The organism is Nocardia carnea (assembly GCF_029869215.1).
In the GTDB taxonomy this organism is placed as follows: domain Bacteria; phylum Actinomycetota; class Actinomycetes; order Mycobacteriales; family Mycobacteriaceae; genus Nocardia; species Nocardia carnea_B.
This window is the reverse complement of the sequence record NZ_JARWPM010000012.1, coordinates 1-1414: the sequence shown is the minus strand read 5'-3', so window position 1 is coordinate 1414 and position 1414 is coordinate 1. Positions and strand designations below refer to the sequence as shown.

Here is a 1414-nt window from a genome sequence, read left to right as displayed (position 1 = left end):
GCTGCGTGGCGCCCGGAATTCCGCGTCGCCGGCGAATACCGGTTCCGGCAGTGCCCGATGATCCAGCTTCCCCGCCGGAGTCAGCGGAATCGCGTCCAGCACCATGATCGACGACGGCACCATATACGACGGCAACCGCTGCGCCACGTGCTCCCGCAACTCGGCCGCATCGATCGAACGCCCCGGTGCAGGCACCACATACGACACCAAAGCCACCGCGCCCGCGGCCCGCTCGTGACCACCGGCGGTCCGCTCGTGTCCGTAGGTGACGGAGAAGTCGACGGATTCGGCGGTGGTCAGCGCGGTGTCGATCTCGCCCAGTTCGATGCGGAACCCACGCACCTTCACCTGGAAATCGTTGCGCCCCACATACTCCACCGCGGGAACGCCCGAGGCATCACGCCGCCAGCGCACCACATCACCCGTGCGATACAACCGGGCGCCCGGCTCACCATAGGGGTCGGCGACGAACCGACCCGCCGTCAGACCGAACCGGGCGTGATAGCCACGCGCCAGCTGAATACCACCGACATACAACTCGCCCGCCGCGCCCTCGGGCACCGGGTTCAGCCGATCGTCGAGCACCAGAGCGCGCATACCGCGCACCGGCCCACCGATGGTCACCGGATCACCCGGACGCAATCGCCCGCTGATATTCGTGGCGATGGTCGCCTCGGTCGGACCGTACGCATTGTGCAGACGGCGCTCCACCTCATTCGGGCGCCGCTCGTCCACCCCGGCGGGCCGGTCCCGCTCGGTTCCGGGTGCGGTGGACCACCGGCCCGCAAGATCCGCCGTGAGGGCTTCACCACCGGCGATGATCACTCGGACACCAGCCAGATCCACCGGATCCAGCGAAGCCAGCACCGACGGCGTGAGGAACCCGACCGTCACACCTTCCCGGGCGATCAACTCACCCAACTCGGCCCCGCCATAGGTTCCGGTCGGCACCACGATCAGCGCACCCGCCGAACCCACCGCCAGGAGGAATTCCAGCATGGAGGCATCGAACGACGGCGACGCGAACGCCAGCGCCCGGGAATCCGGGGTCAACCCATAGCGTTCGACCTGTTCCGCACTGAAGTTCGCCAGACCCGCATGCGTGACCACCACGCCCTTGGGCAGACCGGTCGAACCCGAGGTGTAGATAACGTAGGCGGTATTCGCCGGGGTCAACGCCCGCACCCGATCCGCGTCGGTGACCCGTTCAGCGGAATACGAATCGAGAATCAGTTCGTCCAGTATCAGCCAGCACACGGTATCCGGCAGCTCATCGCGTACCGACGACACCGTGATACCCACCGGCGCACCGGAATCGGTGAGCATATGCGCGATGCGATCCTTGGGGTAGGTCGGGTCGATCGGCAGGAACGCCGCACCCGACTTGGTCACCGCCCATTCGGCCAGCACCGAA

The 1414-nt window shown here is 67.0% G+C and carries 1 protein-coding gene; it reads right to left on the bottom strand.

The window, feature by feature from the left end; all coding sequences use genetic code 11:
- Positions 1-1414 (bottom strand): amino acid adenylation domain-containing protein (locus QH276_RS00200; RefSeq protein WP_280397672.1); only part of this gene is annotated, 1414 nt, incomplete at both ends.